Source organism: Sphingobium sp. CFD-2 (assembly GCF_024611135.1).
Taxonomy (GTDB): domain Bacteria; phylum Pseudomonadota; class Alphaproteobacteria; order Sphingomonadales; family Sphingomonadaceae; genus Sphingobium; species Sphingobium fuliginis.
In genome coordinates, this window is record NZ_CP084405.1 from 2,239,406 (window position 1) to 2,257,322 (window position 17,917).

General features: G+C 64.7%; 12 protein-coding genes. 8 read left to right on the plus strand and 4 right to left on the minus strand.

Annotated features, from left to right (window positions below; all coding sequences use genetic code 11):
* The first annotated feature begins 3 nt into the window (after window positions 1–3).
* On the plus strand, window positions 4–342 hold the full coding sequence (locus tag LDB29_RS10990) for a cytochrome C oxidase subunit IV family protein (protein WP_025547798.1): 339 nt from the start codon (window positions 4–6) through the stop codon (window positions 340–342).
* Between the two features lie 3 nt (window positions 343–345).
* Window positions 346–1,020, plus strand: coding sequence for a cytochrome c family protein (locus tag LDB29_RS10995; protein WP_025547796.1), 675 nt, complete (start codon window positions 346–348; stop codon window positions 1,018–1,020).
* A 101-nt stretch (window positions 1,021–1,121) separates the two neighbouring features.
* On the opposite strand, the gene LDB29_RS11000 is transcribed toward LDB29_RS10995, so the two are convergent.
* Complete coding sequence (locus LDB29_RS11000) at window positions 1,122–1,361, minus strand: hypothetical protein (RefSeq protein ID WP_025547794.1); 240 nt, start codon at window positions 1,359–1,361, stop codon at window positions 1,122–1,124.
* A 153-nt stretch (window positions 1,362–1,514) separates the two neighbouring features.
* On the opposite strand from LDB29_RS11000, the gene LDB29_RS11005 reads away from it, so the two are divergent.
* Window positions 1,515–3,839: an arylsulfatase gene (locus tag LDB29_RS11005; RefSeq protein ID WP_025547793.1), complete on the plus strand. Its 2,325-nt coding sequence runs from the start codon at window positions 1,515–1,517 to the stop codon at window positions 3,837–3,839.
* A gap of 115 nt (window positions 3,840–3,954) precedes the next feature.
* On the opposite strand, the gene LDB29_RS11010 is transcribed toward LDB29_RS11005, so the two are convergent.
* Both LDB29_RS11010 and LDB29_RS11015 read right to left on the minus strand, forming a co-directional pair.
* A complete protein-coding gene (locus LDB29_RS11010; protein ID WP_025547791.1) occupies window positions 3,955–4,647 on the minus strand; it encodes a TetR/AcrR family transcriptional regulator in 693 nt (230 codons plus the stop codon).
* Window positions 4,644–6,227, minus strand: a complete 1,584-nt coding sequence (locus LDB29_RS11015) for a Na+/H+ antiporter (protein WP_257554175.1) — start codon at window positions 6,225–6,227, stop codon at window positions 4,644–4,646. Before LDB29_RS11015 ends, LDB29_RS11010 begins: the two co-directional genes overlap by 4 nt.
* 306 nt (window positions 6,228–6,533) lie before the next feature.
* On the opposite strand from LDB29_RS11015, the gene LDB29_RS11020 reads away from it, so the two are divergent.
* A complete protein-coding gene (locus tag LDB29_RS11020; protein WP_025547787.1) occupies window positions 6,534–9,317 on the plus strand; it encodes a TonB-dependent receptor in 2,784 nt (927 codons plus the stop codon).
* 216 nt (window positions 9,318–9,533) lie between these two features.
* Here LDB29_RS11020 and LDB29_RS11025 read toward each other — a convergent pair whose 3' ends face one another.
* Window positions 9,534–10,556 (minus strand): LacI family DNA-binding transcriptional regulator, encoded by a 1,023-nt coding sequence (locus tag LDB29_RS11025; RefSeq protein ID WP_025547785.1) that lies wholly within the window; start codon window positions 10,554–10,556, stop codon window positions 9,534–9,536.
* 145 nt (window positions 10,557–10,701) lie between these two features.
* On the opposite strand from LDB29_RS11025, the gene LDB29_RS11030 reads away from it, so the two are divergent.
* From LDB29_RS11030 to LDB29_RS11045, 4 genes are all read left to right on the plus strand, one after another.
* On the plus strand, window positions 10,702–12,546 hold the full coding sequence (locus LDB29_RS11030; RefSeq protein ID WP_025547784.1) for an alpha-amylase family glycosyl hydrolase: 1,845 nt from the start codon (window positions 10,702–10,704) through the stop codon (window positions 12,544–12,546).
* Window positions 12,543–14,132, plus strand: coding sequence for an alpha-amylase family glycosyl hydrolase (locus LDB29_RS11035; protein ID WP_025547782.1), 1,590 nt, complete (start codon window positions 12,543–12,545; stop codon window positions 14,130–14,132). The genes LDB29_RS11030 and LDB29_RS11035 overlap by 4 nt, the downstream gene beginning before the upstream one ends.
* Before the next feature lie 121 nt (window positions 14,133–14,253).
* Complete coding sequence (locus tag LDB29_RS11040) at window positions 14,254–16,320, plus strand: glycoside hydrolase family 97 protein (RefSeq protein ID WP_025547780.1); 2,067 nt, start codon at window positions 14,254–14,256, stop codon at window positions 16,318–16,320.
* A gap of 70 nt (window positions 16,321–16,390) precedes the next feature.
* Window positions 16,391–17,902, plus strand: a complete 1,512-nt coding sequence (locus LDB29_RS11045) for an MFS transporter (RefSeq protein ID WP_193666640.1) — start codon at window positions 16,391–16,393, stop codon at window positions 17,900–17,902.
* Window positions 17,903–17,917: the final 15 nt, after the last annotated feature.

The window sequence follows — 17,917 nt, forward strand, 5'->3', positions numbered from 1 at the left end:
TCCATGCAGCATGATCCTTCAGCGACCCATAAGGGCCAGCAACATCCGATCAGCCTGTATCTGAAGGTCTGGGGCCTGCTGTTCCTGCTCAGCGCCATGTCCTATCTGGTCGACTATATGCATGTGCAGGGGATCGTGCGCTGGGTGCTGATCGTGACCTTCATGTTGCTGAAGGCGGGGCTGATCCTGTCCATCTTCATGCATCTGGCGTGGGAGCGGCTGTCGCTGATCTATGCGATATTGGTGCCGCCGCTGGTGCTGCTGGTGCTGGTGCGGATCATGACGATCGAGGCGAATTACGCCTTCTGGACCCGCGCCATCTTCATGGGCGGAGGGGGGTGAGCCATGGGCCGGATGCATGGGATGGCGGTGGGACTGTGCGTTGCGGGAGCGGCGGTGACGGCGCTGGGGCTGGGATGGTTCAGCGACAAGCTCTATACGCGGGTGCGGCCGGGGGAGCTGGCCTATAAGCCGATGGACGAGATGCCGCCGCGCGTCGACATGGCGTCGATCCAGCGCGACTGGCCCGCCAGTTTCAGCGAGGCGGGGGAAGGCAGCCGGGTGATCGCCTATCATCGGGACATGCGGGGGAAAGCGCCGATGCCCGGGACGGGCGGCGGCGGGGCGGCGGCTGCTCCTCCGGTCGATCTGGGCACCCTGCTCGCCAGCGCGGATGCGGGGGTGGGGAAGCAGAAGGTGCAGCTTTGCATGAGTTGTCACGACTTCACCCAGGGCGGACCCAACCGCATCGGGCCTAATCTGTGGGGCGTGGTCGGGCGGCCGGTGGCGAGCCATGCGGGCTTTGCCTATTCGCCCGCCATGCAGGGACATAAGGGCAGTTGGAGCTATGAGTCGCTGTTCGCTTTCCTCGCCTCTCCGGGGCGCGAGGTGCCGGGAACGAAGATGAGCTTTGCCGGGCTGCGCAAGCCGGAGGATCGGGCGGCGGTGATCAAATATCTGGCGACCTTGGGGACGGGGGCGCCGCCTTTGCCGCAGCCGAAGGTGGTTGCGGCGCGATAGGGCGGTGGCGGCGGGTCGCATACCACCCCGCTCTTTTCTTGAAGAGAAGTGAAGCCGTTCGACAGGTTCAGGGCGAACGGGGCGTGGAGATGCCCGTGGCTTCAGGGGCTGGGCCGCCGCCAGTCTTCCTCGACCAGATAGCGGCTGAGGAATGTCGATCCCTGCCGCGCCGCCGTTCGCGCGATGTGGCGGCGGATGTCATGATCGGTCGATCCGAGCACGGTGCGAAAGGCCTCCATGGCGCTGGCGGTCGGTTCGCGTTTCAGATCGACATAAGGCTGGAAAATATCGCCCAGCGCCTGTTCCCACGCTTTCTCGATCTGGAGCAGCCGGTTTTCCATGGCGCGCCTCGTTCTGCATGAACCTCATCACAATATGGGGCGACGAGGGCGGCGGGACAAGAGGAGGGAGGATGCGGATCGGGCTTGACTTCAATCAACTGCGTTAATATGAAATCTGCACCATAGGATAATAATATTGCAGCAGGAGAGCCCATGTCCTCCCTTCGCGCCAAGCTCGTCCGGCAATGCCTGCCAGCCCTCCCCCTGCTGGCGCTCGCCATGGCGCCGGCCACGGCGCAGGACGCGCCCGCGCAAAAGGTATATGGCCGCACGCCCGCCGAATCCTCTCCGCCCGCCTGGCCTCAACCGGTGCGCGCCGCCAGGGGCGCGCCCAATATCCTGCTGATCATGACCGACGATGTCGGTTTCGGGTCCAGCAGCACCTTCGGCGGACCGGTGCCTACGCCGACCTTCGACGCGCTGGCGAAGGCAGGGCTGCGTTACAATCAGTTCAACACCACCGCCATCTGCTCCCCCACGCGCGCCTCGCTGCTGACGGGGCGCAATCCGCAGGCGGTGGGCATGGGCTATGTCGCCAATTGGGCGACGGGCTATGACGGCTATAACAGCGTCATCCCCAAAAGCGCCGGGACGATGGCGCAGATATTGAAGGAAAATGGCTATAACACCGCCATGATCGGCAAGGGGCATGTGACCCCGGAATGGGAAATGAGCCGGGCCGGGCCGTTCGACCGCTGGCCGACCGGTCTGGGCTTCGAATATTTCTACGGCTTTCTGGGCGCCGACAGCAGCATGGCGGAACCCAATCTGGTCGAGAATATCAATCCGGTCACACCGCCCGCCGATCCCCGCTATCATCTGGAGCGCGATCTGGCCGATCATGCGATAGGCTGGATCGACAGCCAGCATGCGGCCGCCCCCGACAAGCCCTTCCTGCTCTATTACGCCACCGGCACGGCCCACGCGCCCAATCAGCCGCCCGCCGACTGGCTGAAGAAATTCCGGGGCAGGTTCGATGCGGGCTGGGACGTGCTGCGCGCCGAAACCGTGGCGCGGCAGAAGAAGCTGGGCGTCATTCCGCCCGGCACCGACGATGCGCCGCATCCGGGCACGCTGCCGCGCTGGGACAGTCTGACGCCAGACCGGAAGCGGCTCTATGCCCGCTATATGGAGGCCTATGCCGCTTCGCTCGCCTATGCCGACGAACAGATCGGGCGGGTCATCCAGAAGCTGCGCGACAATGGCGAACTGGACAATATGCTGATCATCTACATCCAGGGCGACAATGGCGCGAGCGCGGAAGGCAGCTTCGACGGCAAGCTGTTCGAGCAGTCGGCGCTGAGCGGGGTCAGGGAAGAACCGTCCTACGCCCTCGCCCATATCGATGAGATCGGGACGAAGGACGCCTATAATCTGATGCCGGGCGGCTGGGGCTGGGCGATGAACGCGCCCTTCCCCTGGGCCAAGCGCTATGGATCGCATTTCGGCGGCACGCGCAACGGCATGGTGATCGCCTGGCCGGGGCATATCGAGGATGCCGGCGGCCTGCGCAGCCAGTTCCACCATGTCAGCGACATCATGCCCACCATATTGGAGGCGGCGGGAGTGAAAGCCCCGGAGATACTGGACGGCGTACCGCAACAGCCGATCACCGGGATCAGCATGGCCTACAGCTTCAGGGCCAGGGACGCGCCCTCCCGCCGCACCGTGCAGGTGTCGGCCATGGCGCAGAATCTCAGCATCTACAAGGATGGCTGGGTGGCCGCGACCGCGCCCATGACGACCCCCTGGGAACGGACGCCGCCCCCGCCGGTGCCGCTGGATCAACGGACCTGGCAGCTTTACGACACCCGCAGCGACTTCAGCGAGGCCCATGACCTCGCCGCCGCCAATCCGCGGAAGCTGGAGGCGCTGAAGGAGTCGTTCTGGGCGGAGGCCGCGCTGTCCAACATCCTGCCCATCCACGGCAGCGAGGGCGGGCAGAAGGGCAGGCCAGACCCCAATGAGGGGCGGACGAACTTCGTCTACAGCGCGCCCGTCAGCCATATTCCGGAAAGCGCCGCGCCGGCCCTGGTCGGGCGATCCTTCGCGATCACGGCGAAGCTCGGCATAGCGGCGGAGGGCGGCAAGGGCGTCATCGTCGCGCAGGGCGGACGCTTCGGCGGCTACAGCCTGTTCTTCGACCGGGGGAGGATTGCCTTCACCTATAATCTGACGCCCGCGCATATGACGCGGATCGTGGCGCCTGCGCCATTGGCGGCCGGCGCGCATGTCGTCGGGCTGGACTTCGCGATGGACAGGGCAGCCCCGACCAGCGGCGCCACCGTCACGCTGACCGTCGATGGCAAGGCGGTGGCGCAAGGGCGGGTCGAACGGACCTTCGCGCAGGTGGTTTCGCATACGGAAGACTTCGACATCGGCATGGACCTGGTGAGCCCCGTCGACCCGGCGGCCTATGACAGCGCGGCGAGCCGGTTCAACGGGCCGCTGGACCGGGTCGAGGTGACGATCAGATAAGCTGGCGGGCGCCGCGCCTCCGCAAAGGGGCCCGAACGAGACAAGCGGCTCGCGGGAGCGCGGTTTCAACGGTGGGATTCGGCTTCATCGGCGCGTCCGGAACCGGAGGGCCGTATCAGCCGAGGCCGTCGAACCATTCCTCCACGGAGGCGGGCACGCCCTTGTCCTCCGGCCCGGCCAGCAGGCTGGCGCAGGCGGCTCGCATCACGTCGCGCACATGCGCCTGCAACGGCACCGCGCGATCCTGCGGCTCGCCATGGTCCCAGCGGACCAGCACGCATTGCAGCATCATGTTGCAGAGCAGGATGCGATTGCGGGCGATGTCCGGGTGCACATGCCCGGCCAGCGCCGTCAAATGCCCCATCAGGCGCATCAGGTTCGGCGCCTTGTCCCGCACCTGTGCAAGCAGGCCGGCGTTCAGCGACCAGTAGCGCGTCGCGAAATGCAGCATGAACGCCGCATAGGGATGGCGTCCCCGGCCATCGGCCAGATGAAGCTGCGGCAGGAACAATATGCCGAGCAGCGCCATCGGATCGTCCAGCCTGCCCTGCCGTTCCAGCCTGTCCAGCATCCCGCCCCGCACGCCCTCCATCTTCTCGGCACGGCTCGCGAAGATGGCGGAGAGCAGCCCTTCCTTCGATCCGAAATAATAGGTCACCGCATTGGTGTCGCCGCAACGGGCGGCGGCCGCGATCTCCCGCATCGAAACGGCGTCGATGCCCCGCTCCGCGAACAGCGCCTCGGCCGCCTCGATCAGCCGCAGCGCGGCGGGGATGGCATGGCGCCTGGGGTGACGTCGGTCGGTCATGCCTTGGCGGACAGGGCGCTCAGTTCCTCCAGATCGAGGTCGCGTTCCAGTTCCTGCAACGTATGTTCATCGATCTCTCCTGTGCGGTGGAGGCGCAGCAGTTCCGCCCGCCCGGCGGCTATGGCCTTCAGCACCAGGTCGAAATGGGCGTGGAGCGTCTCCGAAAACTGCGCCTCCTGCCCGGCATAATTGGCGGAAAGTTCGGCATGGCGCTGATAGCGCTCCAGCAGCCGGGGGTGGAGCAGCGTGCCCTGCTCATCATAGGCGTGCACCTCCACGACGCGGACCTGCGCCTGCGCCATGGCGGCTTCCGCCTCGCTCATCGTCATGCGCGGACGGTCGCTTTCCGGTTCCTCCAGCTTCACCAGCCGGATCACGGCGCCCAGGGTCGTCCCTTGCAGCAATACGGTGCCGATGATGACCGCGAAGGCGGCCGTCAGGATGAAGTCGCGTCCGGGGAAATCGGCCGGCACGCTGAGCGCGACCGCCAACGTCACCACGCCGCGCATCCCGGCCCAGCCCAATATGGTCGCCGCCCGGAATCCCAGCGGGCGATAGCCGCAAAGACCCGTCGCCCTGAGCCCCGCGATCACCGCGTCGGAACCGAAAACCCAAATGAAGCGTGCGGCGGTGAGCGCGGCCAGTATCGCCAATATCGGCAGCGCCATTTCGTCCAGCACGACGCCGAAACCGCCGACGCGATCGATCACGCCGCGCAGCGACGAACCGATCAACAGGAAGACGAACGCCTCCATCAGGAAGATCATCACCGCCCAGAAGGCCGTGCCGTTCATCCGCACCATCACGGGGAAGACGACATGCTGGTACCAGCCGCAGATAAGGCCGGTGGTGACGGTCGCGATCACGCCGGAGGCATGGATGGATTCCGCCAGCAGATAGGACGCCCATGGCGCCAGCAGGGAGGAGGCGATCATCAGATATTTGTCGTCGAGCCGCTTGACCGTCAGCACCCAGAGCGCGCCGATGACCGCCCCGACCAGCGCCCCGCCCACGGCCAGCAGGGCAAAGCTCTGCAACGCGTCGACCATGCTGAAGGCGCCGGTGACGCCGGCGGCTATGGCGAAGCGAAAGAGCACCAGCCCCGTGGCGTCGTTGAACAGGCTTTCCCCCTCCAGCAGGATGGAGAGGCGACGGGGCAGGTGGACATGCTGCAACACCGCGCGGGCCGATACGGCGTCGGGCGGCGAGACGATGGCGCCCAGGGCTGCGCATGCCGCCCAGGGGAGGCCGGGCACCAGCCAGTGCGCGACCGCCGCGACCACGACTGTGGTGAAGACCACCGCGCCCAGGGCCAGCGCTAATATGCCGAACATATGCCGCCGCAAGTGACGCAGGGCGATGAACCAGGCGCCGTCCATCAGCAGCGGCGGCAGGAAGATCACCAGCACCAGTTGCGGATCGAGCGAGATCACCGGCAGGCCGGGCAGGAAAGCGAACAGCGCGCCCCCCGCCAGCAGCGCGACGGCGGGCGGCAGGCCCAGCCTGTTCGCGGCATAATGCAGGACGATGATCGCCAGCAGCATGACGATCACCAGTTCGAACAACTGCATCGGGTGCATTGGCCCTCCCCCCGTCCATCCGCATCATGGCCATATGACATGGAAATCCATCGGCCGACGATGAAAATGCCAGCAGCGCCAGCAGTTTCAAGAGGCGTCTTCCATGCAGCGAAATTCCCCGAAACCGTAGAGGAAAGCGGCGCGCCACTGGCTGCCGGACGGATGGAATTTCACGATAGTCATGATTTTTCAAATAGATAGCCGATCATACTGAATACGTATGTGGGATTCTGTGCAGACCATGGGCGGCGCGGCTATCGGTGACGGCAAGAAACACAAGCAATGCGTCTTGGGGAGGGTCCACAAATGCACATGTCCCATCATTCCATCCTGCGCGCGGCCCTTCTGGCCGGCGCTTCGCTGTCGGTCGCGGCGGCAGCCTCCGCTCAGACCGCGGCTGAGACCGCCGCCCCCGCCGAGCCGCAGGGAGAGGCCATCGTCGTCACCGGCATCCGCGCATCGCTCGCCTCCGCCGCGAAGCTGAAGCGGGATTCTGTGCTGATCGTGGATTCGATCTCGGCGGAGGATGTCGGCAAGCTGCCGGACGTGTCCATCGCGGACTCGCTCGCCCGTCTGCCCGGCGTGACGGCGCAGCGTCTGGAAGGGCGCGACCAGCGTCTGTCGATCCGTGGGCTTGGTCCCGATTTCTCCACCACGCTGCTCAACGGGCGCGAACAGGTGACGGTGGGCGACAATCGCGGCGTCGAATATGACCAATATCCGTCCGAATTCTTCCAGAACGTCAATGTGTACAAGAGCGCGGACGCGGCGCTGATCGCGGCGGGCATTTCCGGCTCGGTCGACCTGCGCATGCTGCGACCGCTGGACAAGAAGGACCGCGTGATGGCGGTGTCGCTGCGCGGGCAGATGAACGGGATGGACAAGCTCAATCCCGACGGCAAGCGCTACGGCTACCGCGCTTCGGCCACCTATATCGACCAGTTCGCGGACGACACGCTGGGCCTGTCGCTGGGCTTTTCCGCCTCGCAAACGCCCTCCCAGAACGAGCGGTTCAATTCCTGGGGCTATCCTTCCGCTCCTGACGGCACGCTCATCATCGGCGGCGCCAAGCCCTATGTGCAATCGAACCTGCTGAAGCGCTATGGCGCGGTGGGCACGCTGGAATGGCAGCCCAGCGATGATTTCCATTCGACCTTCGACGTGCTGGCGTCGCATTTCGAGGAAGAACAGCGGCTGCGCGGCATCGAATTCCCGCTGGTCTGGGGCACCGATGTCGGCGTCAGCGACGTGACGGTCGAAAACGGCTTCGTCACCGCTGCGACCTTCAGCAATGTCTATGGCGTGCAGCGCAACGACTATAACAAGCGCAAGGCCGACATGATCTCGCTGGGGTGGAACAATGACATCCGCCTGAACGATGCGCTGAAACTCAATGTCGATGCGAGCTGGTCGCGGGCCAAGCGCACCGACTTCCTGCTGGAGACCTATTCGGGCACCGGCTATCTGCGTTCCGGCGTGCCGGACACCGTGCGGGTGGAACGCCAGTCGAACGGATTGTTCCACATCGCCCCGACGCTCGACTATACCGATACCGGCATCATCAGCCTGACCGATCCCAATGGCTGGGGCTATAACGGCACGACCGCGGTGGTGCAGGCGGGTTTCCTCAACCGGCCGAAATTCATCGACGACATGAAGTCGTTCCGCGCGAACCTGGTCGGGGACATTTCAGGCAGTCTCTTCTCCCAATGGGAAATCGGCGGCAATTATAGCCGGCGCAAGAAGACCAGCGCCTATACATCCTATTTCCTCTGTCCGCCGGGCGGCACGGACTGCACCATCGCCGGCGGGACGCCGGGATCGGTGGCGGTGCCGAACGAAGCGCTGCTGGGATCGAACGTCTCGCTCGATTATCTGGGCGTGCCGGCGATGCTGACGCTGAACCCGCTCTATCTGTACGACAATGTGCTGGATGCGGTGTACGATAACCGCCCCGGCTCGCTGGTCCGCGACAATGTGGTGAAGGAAGACGTGTTCACCGGCTATGCGAAGCTCAGCATGGACGGGGAACTGGGCGGCAAGCCGCTGAAGGGCGCGATCGGCGTGCAGGTGATCCATTCGCGGCAGGCATCGACCGGCACGATTTCCAACTTCGCCAACGGCGTGGTGACGATACTGCCGGTGTCGGGCAAGGACAGCTACACCAACGTCCTGCCAAGCGCGCAGATTTCGGTGGAACTGGAGCCGAGCTTCTTCGTGAAGCTGGGCGCGGCGCAGACCATGGTGCGTCCGCGTCTTGACCAGGAGCGGATCAACCAGGAGTTCAAATATAATTTGAGCTATGTCGGGATAGGGTCGTCCGATCCGCAGTTCAGTCCGTTCAAGTCAGAGGGCGGCAACATCTTCCTGCGGCCTTATCAGTCGACCAATATCGACCTGTCGCTGGAGAAATATTTCCGGGGCGGCGGTTATGTATCGGTCTCCGGCTTCTTCAAGAACCTGACCGACTTCGTCGATCCCAACAACAATATCGCTTACGACTTTTCCGCCGTTCTGCCGACATTGCCGGCCGATCAGCGCGACGCCATTCTGGCCGACGGAAGCTATATCGGGCTGGTGAAGTCGCCCGCCAATACCGGCAAGGGCACGATCATGGGCGTCGAGGCGACCGCGTCGCTGCCGTTCAAGCTGTTCAGCCCGGCGCTCGACGGCTTCGGCATCTTCGCCAGCGGGTCCTATACGCATAGCGAGGTCGAATATGGCAGCAATCCGACCGAAAGCGTCACCCTGCCCGGCCTGTCGAAATGGGTCGCCAGCGGCACCGCCTATTTCGAGAAGGCCGGTTTCCAGGCGCGGGTGAGCTATCGTTACCGCTCCTCCTTCCTGGGCGAAGTGGCGGGGCTTTCGGCGGCGCCGACCTTCCGCACGGCGAAGGCAGAAGGGATATTGGATGCACAGATTGGATATGAGTTCCAGTCCGGGCCGCTTCAGGGGCTTTCGATCCTGTTGCAGGGCAAGAACCTGACCGATCAGCCCTTCGTCACCTATCAGAATGACGATCCGCGGCAGGTGATCGACTATCAGCGCTATGGCCGGGATTATTATCTGGGTCTGACCTACAAATTTTAACGTCCCCCCGACTGCCTGACTGCACGCAGGCAGTTCTCCCCCGGACCGCCGCCCCTTTCAGGGGTGGCGGTCCTCCCTTTTTATATTCCCCTCCCGTAGGCGGGAGGGGTTAGGGGTGGGTGCGAGCGGAGCGAGCTTCTTCACTATCGGCTAGGGAGGAACGCCGCTGCGCGGCTTGCCCACCCCCGGCCCCTCCCGCTTGCGGGAGGGGAGAAGTCAGGCGGTCATTCTTGTGACCAGTCTTGGCGCGAGCAGCGTGGGCTCCACCGGCTTGCGGTCGATCTGGCCGATCAGCGCGTCCACCAGCACCTCGCCCGCGCGCAGATAGTCCTGCGCGACGGTGGTCAGCGGCGGGCGCGTCAGGCTGGCGGCGGGGATGTCGTCGAAGCCGATCAGCGCCACATCCTGCGGCACGCGCATGCCCGCTTCGTCCAGCGCCCGCATCGCGCCGATGGCGATCAGGTCCGATCCCGCGAAGATCGCGTCGAATGGCAGGCCGCGCGCGATCAGGCGGCTGGCCGCCTCATGCCCCGACTGTTCGGTCGAAAGGGCGTCGACATGCAGGCCGATGTCGACCGGCAATCCGGCCTCCCGCATGGCCTCGGTCAACCCGGCATAGCGGTCGCGGAATTCCGGATAGCGGCTCGACGCATCGCCCAGGAAGGCGATGGTCCGGCGCCCCCGCTCGATCAGATGCTGTCCCGCTTCGCGCCCGCCCCGCCGGTTGTCGCAGCCGATGGTCATGCCCAGCGCATTGGGGTCGACCGATCCCCAGCGCACGAAATGGGTGCCCTGCGCCACCAGTTGCTCCAGCCGGGCGCGATAGCTTTCATAATCGCCATAGCCCAGCAGGATGATGCCGTCGGCCTTGCGGCTGTCCTCATAATCGACATGCCAGTCGGTCGAAAGCTGCTGGAAGGAGGTCAGCAGGTCGTAGCCCCGCTTGGCGCAGGTTTGCAGGATCGGCCCCAGCATCGAGAGGAAGAAGGGATTGATATAGCTTTCGTCGGGCAGCAGATCTTCGAAGAAGAGCAGCGCCAGCGTGTTGCTCTTGCCCCGGCGGAGGGAGGAAGCGTTCTTGTCGACCGTATAGTTGAGCTGGCGGGCGATGGCCTCGATCCGCTTGCGGGTGGCTTCGCTGACGGTGCGGTCGCCGCGCAGGGCCCGGGACACGGTCGGCTGGGAAACCCCCGCAAGCGTCGCGATGTCGAAGGACGTCGGTTTTTCGTTCACGGCCATCGCGCGATCCTACGCCCTGCCCCGGATATTGGAAAGATAAGCTTTTGAATACGTATGTCGGCTGCTTGGCCCGGCGGGTGCGAACCGATTAAGACCCCCTATGAAAGCCGCTGCAATCAAGCCAGAAGGCAAAGGGAGGAACGCCATGCGTGGAAGGAAGGCGATGCTGTTTGCCGCGCTGGCTGCCCTGGCCATCCCTGCCCTGTCGCCGGCAGCCCAGCCGTCCGATTTCCGGGCGCGGTTGCCGGAGGATGAAGTCATCTATTTCCTGCTGCCCGACCGGTTCGACAATGGCGACCCGGCCAACGACAAGGGCGGGTTGAAGGGCGACCGGCTCGTCACCGGCCATGATCCCGCCTCCAAGGGTTTCTATCATGGCGGCGACCTGAAAGGGCTGATCCGGCGGCTCGACTATATTCAGGGGCTGGGCGCGACCGCCATCTGGGTCGGGCCGATCTTCCGCAACAAGCCGGTGCAGGGGCCGAAGGGGCAGGAAAGCGCAGGCTATCACGGTTACTGGATCACCGACTTCACCCATGTCGATCCGCATTTCGGCACCGACGCCGATTTCGCGGCGCTGGTGGAGGCCGCGCATCGCCGGGGGATGAAGGTCTATATGGACATCATCGCCAATCATACGGCGGACGTGATCCGTTACCGGGAATGCCCAAGCACAAATGCGGACACACCATGCCCCTATCGTTCGCGGGCCGACTATCCCTATCAGCGGCAGGGCGGCGTCGGGGGCAAGCCGATCAACGCGGGCTTCACGGGCGATCAGGATCATGGCGAAGCGAATTTCGCCAGGCTGACCGACCCGTCCTATGCCTATACGCCTTATGTGCCCAAGGGCGAGGAGCGGGTCAAAAACCCGGCTTGGCTCAACGATCCGATTTACTATCATAATCGCGGGGAAACGACCTATTCGGGCGAGAGCGCGACCATGGGGGACTTTGCGGGGCTGGACGACCTGATGACGGAGAATCCGCGGGTGATCGCGGGCATGATCGATATTTTCGGCGGCTGGATCGACCGTTTCGGCGTGGATGGCTTCCGGGTGGACACCGCGCGCCATGTCGATCCGCATTTCTGGCAGCAGTTCGTTCCCGCGATGCAGGCCCGCGCCAAGGCGAAAGGCATCCCCAATTTCCATATTTTCGGGGAAGTCTATGTCGAGACGGTCGATGCCGGGCCGCTCGCCTGGCATACGAAGGAGGGCGGCTTTCCGGCGGTGCTGGACTTCGCCTTCCGGCAGGCGGCGCTGGAGACGGTCGCGGGCAGCGGCGCGACGGCGATCTGGGAGCGGATGCTGGCCGGGGACGTGCTCTATCGCGATGGCGAGGCGACAGCGCGAACCTTGCCGACCTTCGTCAGCAATCATGATGCCGGGCGCTTCGCCACCTTCGTGCGCAAGGCTTTCCCGCAGGCGAGCGATGAGGAAGTGCTGCGCCGGGTGATGCTGGCCAACGCCATGCTGCTGACGATGCGCGGCGTGCCGACCGTCTATTATGGCGACGAGCAGGGCTTTGTCGGGGACGGCGGCGATCAGGATGCGCGGGAGGATATGTTCGGCAGCCGGGTCGCGAGCTATAACGACAACCGCCTGCTGGGGACCGACGCCACCACGGCCACGCCGCGCTTCGACACCGGCCATCCGCTTTATCGGGAGATCGCCGCGCTGGCCCGTCTGCGCACCGCCCATCCGGCGTTGCGGCGCGGCCGGGAGGTCATCCGGGCGCGGGGCGACGAGCCGGGCCTCTTCGCCCTCTCCCGCTTCGATCCGGAGAGCGGCGCGGAAACATTGATCGCCTTCAACACGTCCACCGCGCCGATCAGGGCGCAGGTCGAGGTCGATGCGCGGTCCGACCAGTTCACCACATTGGCCGGAGCCGAATGCGCCGCAAGCGCCTCCGCCCCCGGCAGCACCGCCGTCTCCCTCCCCCCTCTCAGCTACAGCGTCTGCGCTGTCCGGAGTGCCGTACCCCAATGACCGACACGACCCTCCCCTGGTGGCGCGGCGCCGCCATCTACCAGATTTATCCGCGCAGCTTTGCCGACTCCAATGGCGACGGCATCGGCGACCTCAAAGGCATCACCGCCCATCTGCCCTATGTGGCGTCGCTGGGGGTGGATGCGATCTGGCTGTCGCCCTTCTTCAAGAGCCCGATGCGCGATTTCGGCTATGACGTGTCGGATTATTGCGACGTCGATCCGATCTTCGGCACGCTGGAGGATTTCGACGCGCTGGCGGCGCGGGCGCATGAGCTGGGGCTGCGCATCATCGTCGATCAGGTCTGGGCGCATACGTCGGAGGAGCATCGCTGGTTCGTCGAAAGCCGCTCCAGCCGCGACAATCCCAAGGCGGACTGGTATGTCTGGGCCGATCCCAAGCCGGACGGTTCCCCACCCAACAACTGGCAGTCGGTGTTCGGCGGCCCGGCCTGGACCTGGGATGCGCGGCGCGGCCAATATTATATGCACCAGTTTCTGGCGCAGCAGCCGCAACTGCACCTGCATCATCCGCAGGTGCAGGAGAGCGTCTTCGACATCATCCGTTTCTGGCTGGACCGGGGGGTGGACGGGTTCCGCATCGATGCCATCAACCATTCGATGCACGATCCGGAGTTGCGCGACAATCCGCCCGCGCCGGAGGATGGCAAGGTGCGGACCCGGCCGTTCGACTTCCAGATCAAGAAGTACAGCCAGAGCCATCCGGACATTCCGCTGTTCCTGGAAAAAGTCCGGCAAGTATTCGATGAATATCGGGATCGCTTCACCGTGGCCGAAGTCGGCGGAGCGGACAGCGACATAGAGATGAAGGCCTTCACGCAGGGCGATGGCAGGCTGAATACGGCTTATGGATTCGACTTTCTCTATGCGCCGGAACTGACCGCCGAATTCCTCAAGACGGCGCTCGTCAAATGGCCCTGCGAAACCCATACGGGCTGGCCGAGCTGGGCGTTCGAAAATCATGATGCGCCGCGTGCGGTGTCGCGATGGGCCAAGGGGGTGGACCCGGACGCCTATTGCCGGATGAAGATGCTGCTGCTCGCCTGCCTGCGCGGCAATATCTTCCTCTATTATGGCGAGGAACTGGGACTGCCGCAGGTCGACATCGCGTTCGAGGATCTGCGGGACCCCGAGGCCATCGCCAACTGGCCGCTGACGCTTTCCCGCGACGGCGCGCGAACGCCGATGCCGTGGCGGGCGGATGCCCCCTATCTGGGATTTTCGGAGGCCAAGCCCTGGCTGCCGGTCGGGGAAGCGCATCGCGCGCTCGCCGTGGATGTGCAGGAGGCGGATGCGGATTCGCTGCTGCACTGGACGCGGCGGGTGCTGGCGCTGCGCAACAGGTCGCCCGCGCTGCGCGTGGGGGCGATCGATTTCCTGGAGACGCCGGAGGAATTGCTGGCGTTCGAGCGGGAGCATGAGGGCGAGCGGTTGCTGTGCGTGTTCAACCTTGGGGATGAGCCTGTGACATGGACGCCGGCGGGTCATTGGCAGCCGTTGCTGTCGACCGGCGGAGTCGAAGGATGGCATTTCCCCGCAGCTTCCGGCCTTGTCGCGCGCGTTTAAAGGCATCGTACAATGTTCCTGCGTAGGCAGGAATCCAGTCCCACCACCTGAACTGGGCTCCTGCCTCCGCGGCAGCACGTCGCGCTTTGATCTCGTCAGGGCAGACTCAAAAGGAATTATCATGAAGAAACTGACCGCGCTCACCCTGCCGCTTTTCGCGCTTTCGCTGGCCCCGGTGGCTGCCCGCGCCGATGTGGTGGCGAAGGCAGCTTCCCCCGATGGCCGCATCACGCTGACCGTCAGCCTCGATAATGAAGGCCGCCCCAGCTACGCCGTGCAGCGCGACGGCAAGGCGCTGATCGCGGACAGCCGCCTGGGCTTCATGTTCACCGACGCGCCGAAGATCGAGCGCAACCTGACGCTGGCCGACAGCCAGACCGGCAAGAGCGACACGACATGGACCCAGCCCTGGGGCGAATGGTCCAGCATCCGCGACCATCACAATGAGATCCGCCTCGCCTTTCGCGAGAAAAGCGACCTTCAGCGCGAGATGGACGTGACCTTCCGCCTGTTCGACGATGGCGTGGCCTTCCGCTACACGCTGCCCGATCAGGCAAACCTGCATCACGCCAATATCGCGGAGGAACTGACCCAGTTCGCCTTTGCGGAGGGCGGGACCGCCTGGTGGAAGCCCGCCTTCGAATGGAACCGGGAGGAATATCTCTACAACAGGACGCCGCTCGATGCGGTCGGCACCGCGCAGACGGTGATGACGGTGAAGCTTGCCAGCGGCACGCATGTCGCGCTGCATGAGGCGGCTTTGGTGGACTATGCGGGGATGAACCTGGCGCGGGCGCAGGGCAATATATTCCGCGCCGCGCTGACGCCGGGTTCCGGGGCGCCCAAGGTTTCGCGGGACGCCGGTTTCTCGACGCCGTGGCGCACCATCGCCATCGCGGACGATGCGGCGGGGCTGTACATGAACCATATGATCCTGAACCTCAATGAGCCGAACAGGCTGGGCGACGTGTCGGGCTGGATCAGGCCGGGCAAGTTCGTCGGCGTGTGGTGGAACATGATCAAGGGAGACTGGACGTGGGCGCGCGGGCCGAAGCATGGCGCGACCACCGCCAATGTCCGCCGCACTATCGACTTCGCCGCCGCCAACGGCATCCCCGCCGTGCTGGTCGAGGGATGGAATGTCGGCTGGGACGGCAACTGGTTCGGCAATGGCAACGGCATGAACTTCTCCCAGCCCACCGAGGATTTCGATGCCGATGGGCTGGCCGCCTATGCCAGGTCGAAGGGCGTGACGCTGATCGGCCATCATGAGACGGGCGGCTCCGCCAGCCATTATGACGGGCAGCTCGACAGCGCGTTCAAATGGGCCGCCGACCATGGCGAGCGGGTGGTGAAGACCGGCTATGTCACCGACGCCGGGCAAATCGAGCGGGTCGATCCCGATGGCTCCCAGCATCGCGAATGGCATGAGGGGCAGTGGATGGTGAACCACTATCTCCGCGTGGTGCAGGCGGCCGCGAAATATAAGGTCAGCATCGATAGTCACGAGCCGGTGAAGGATACGGGTTTGCGGCGCACTTATCCCAATTGGGTGGCGCGCGAAGGCGGGCGCGGCATGGAATATAATGCCTGGGTCGGCGGCAAGAATCCGCCTGAGCATGAAGCCAATCTCGTCTTCACCCAGATGCTGGGTGGGCCGATGGACTTCACGCCGGGCGTGCTCAGCCTCTCCGGGTCGGAGGGGAGTGCGATCCAGTCGACCATCGCCAAGCAGTTGGCGCTTTATGTCGTGCTGTACTCGCCCTTCGTGATGGCCGCGGATACGCCCGAAAATTACGCGAAATATCCGGGGCCGTTCCAGTTCATCAAGGATGTGCCGACCGACTGGTCCGACACCCGCGTGCTGAATGGCGAGGTGGGCGACTATGTGACCATCGCGCGCAAGGCCAAGGGCAGCAATGACTGGTATCTGGGCGCGGTCGGGGATGAAGAGGCGCGCTCCAGTCAGGTGAAGCTCGACTTTCTGGAGGCCGGGCGGTCCTATGTGGCGGAGATTTATCGGGATGGGCCGGGGGCGGACTATCGCACCGAGGCGCGTCATGCGATCGTGATCGTGAAGAAGGCGGTGAAGAAGGGGGATGTGTTGAGCATCAATCTCGCGCCGGGCGGGGGGGAAGCGATCCGCTTCGTGGCGGGTGGGGGCAAGGGCAGGCGCTCAATACGATAAGATACCCCACGCCGTTCGCCCTGAGCCTGAACGGGGATAGGAATAAGTATGAAGCAAAGGTTGGGGACGCATGGATCAGGCGCAAGATAATCTGGAACCGCAGTCCCGCCCTCGCCAGGGCTTTTGGGGCCTGTGGAACATCAGCTTCGGCTTTTTCGGCATCCAGATCGGCTTTGCGCTGCAGAACGCCAATATGAGCCGCATCTTCCAGTCGTTGGGCGAGAGTCTGGACGATCTGGCGCTGCTGTGGATCGCAGCGCCGCTGACGGGGCTGCTCGTCCAGCCGATCATCGGCCATTATAGCGACCGGACATGGTGCCGTTTTGGGCGGCGGCGGCCTTATTTCTTTGCGGGCGCGCTGTTCGCGGCGCTGGCGTTGGTCGGCATGCCCAATGCGCCCGGCCTGCTCGCTGCGGCGATGATGCTGTGGGTGCTGGACGCCTCGCTCAATGTTTCGATGGAGCCCTTCCGGGCCTTTGTCGGGGACATGCTGGCGAAGGAACAGCATATGGCGGGCTACGCGCTCCAGACCGCCTTTATCGGTGCGGGCGCGGTGATCGGCTCGTCCACGCCTTGGCTGCTGGACAAGCTGGGGGTCGCCAATGTCGCCAGCGGGTCCGGCATTCCCGACACGGTGCGGATCAGCTTCTATATCGGCGGCGCGGCCCTGTTCCTGGCGGTGTTGTGGACCGTGCTCACCACCCGCGAATATTCGCCCGAGCAAATGACGCGCTTCGAACCGTCGGAGGGCAAGCCCGTCGCTGAGAGGGACGCTGTCCCGGCCATCCCGCCCGGCGGCACGCTCTGGATCGTCGCCGGGCTGGCCGTCGTCGCGATCGTCCGCATCCGGTCGCTGGAGAAGGAACTGTACCTGCTCGGCGCGCTGCTGGCCGGCTATGGCGCGGCGCGGATGCTGGCGCGCCGGCTGCACCGGGGCGGTCGCACCGACAATCTCCTCACCCATGTGGTCGGCAATTTCGCGACCATGCCCGTCATGATGAAGCGCCTTGCGCTCGTCCAGTTCTTCACCTGGTCCGCGCTGTTCATCATGTGGATCTACACCACGCCGGTCGTCGCCCAATATGTCTTCGGGTCCGCCGATCCCACCAGCGCCGCCTATAATGCGGGCGGCAACTGGGTCGGCATCCTCTTCGCCACCTATAATGGCGTCGCCGCCCTGGCCGCACCCTTCCTGCTGCAACCGCTCGCCCGCCGGATCGGCCAGGCGCAGACCCATGCCCTGGCGCTGATGCTGGGCGCGTTGGGCTTCCTTTCCTTCCTGTTCCTGCGCGACGCCCGCATGCTGCTGCTGTCGGAAGTCGCCATCGGCATCGCCTGGGCATCCACGCTCGCCATGCCCTATGCGATGCTCGCCTCCAGCGTGCCGCAGGCGAAGCTCGGCATCTATATGGGGCTGTTCAACGCCTTCGTGGTCATCCCGCAACTGCTGGTGGCCACCGTCATGGGCACGATCATGCGGCATTTTTTCCCGACGGAGCCGATCTGGACCATGGCCTTTGCAGCGGGCGTCATGCTGCTCGCCTCAATGGCCGCCCTGCGCTGCCGCCAGGCGCGAAGCTGAGGAAAACCGGTGATC